This window comes from Falsiroseomonas oryzae (assembly GCF_027856955.1).
Classification (GTDB): domain Bacteria; phylum Pseudomonadota; class Alphaproteobacteria; order Acetobacterales; family Acetobacteraceae; genus Falsiroseomonas; species Falsiroseomonas oryzae.
Map to the genome: position 1 here is coordinate 1 of NZ_JAPSMD010000870.1, position 1019 is coordinate 1019.

Here is a 1019-nt window from a genome sequence, read left to right on the forward strand (position 1 = left end):
TCCGACGGCAGCACCGGCGGCCGGGCCGCCCGCTGCCGCACCAGGGCCCGCGCCATCGCCGCATCGCCCGCCGCCAGTCGGCCGAGATGCGTCGCCAGCGCCTCGGGCCCGAGACTCGTGCAGAGTGCCGGCAGCACGCCCAGCCCCTGGATGGGCCAGCCGGAGGGGGCCAGCACCTGCGACCAGGTGACCAGGATCTCGGCGTCGTTCGGCAGGGGGGCGACCAGCTGGATCAGCCCCTTGCCCATGGTGGCGCTGCCGACCACCACCGCGCGCCCGCGTTCCGCCAGCGCCACGGCCGCGATCTCGGCGGCGGAGGCAGTGCGGCCATCCACCAGCACCACCAGCGGCCGGCCCTGCGCCAGGTCCTGGCCGCCCGCGGCGTAGCGGCGGGCGGCGTCGGGGTGCCGGCCCTCCGTCCGCACCACCTCGCCATCCGGCAGGAAGGCGTCGGCCACCGCGACGGCCTGGGTCAGCAGCCCGCCGCGATTGCCGCGCAGGTCGAGCACCACGCCGCGCGGCGGGCGCGTGGCGAAGCCGTCCACCAGCACGGCGGTCAGCCGACGTTCGGTCAGCACGGTGAAGCCGCTGACGCGAATCCACAGGATGTCGTCGCGCCGTTCGGAGGTGACGGTCTCCGGCACGACCACCTCGCGCACCAGTGTCACCTCCCGCCGCCGGTTGCCACGGGCCAGGGTCAGGGTGACGGTGGATCCCTCCGGTCCCTGCAGAAGCGAGGCCGCGAGCCCCGGATCGCGCGCGCCGAGCGGCCGCCCATCCACGGCCAGCAGCCGGTCGCCGGGGCGGACGCCCTCCAGCGCGGCCGGTCCCTCCGGCGTCACCGCGACCACCACGAGCCACTCGCCCTGCACCGCGACCCGCAGGCCGAGGCTGGACTGGCCGACGCGGCGTTCCCGCGCCGCGCGCGCCTCGGCCGGGGTGACGTAGCGACTGTAGGGGTCGAGGTGGTTGAACACCTCCTCGAAGCCGGACGAGATCACGCGTTCGCTGCCGGCGCG

The 1019-nt window shown here is 76.3% G+C and carries 1 protein-coding gene; it reads right to left on the bottom strand.

Translation table 11 applies throughout. The features are described from left to right. Positions 1–1001, bottom strand: a 1001-nt coding sequence (locus OZN99_RS32360; protein WP_270939287.1) for a S41 family peptidase, incomplete at its 3' end; no start/stop codon positions are given. Positions 1002–1019 lie beyond the last annotated feature (18 nt).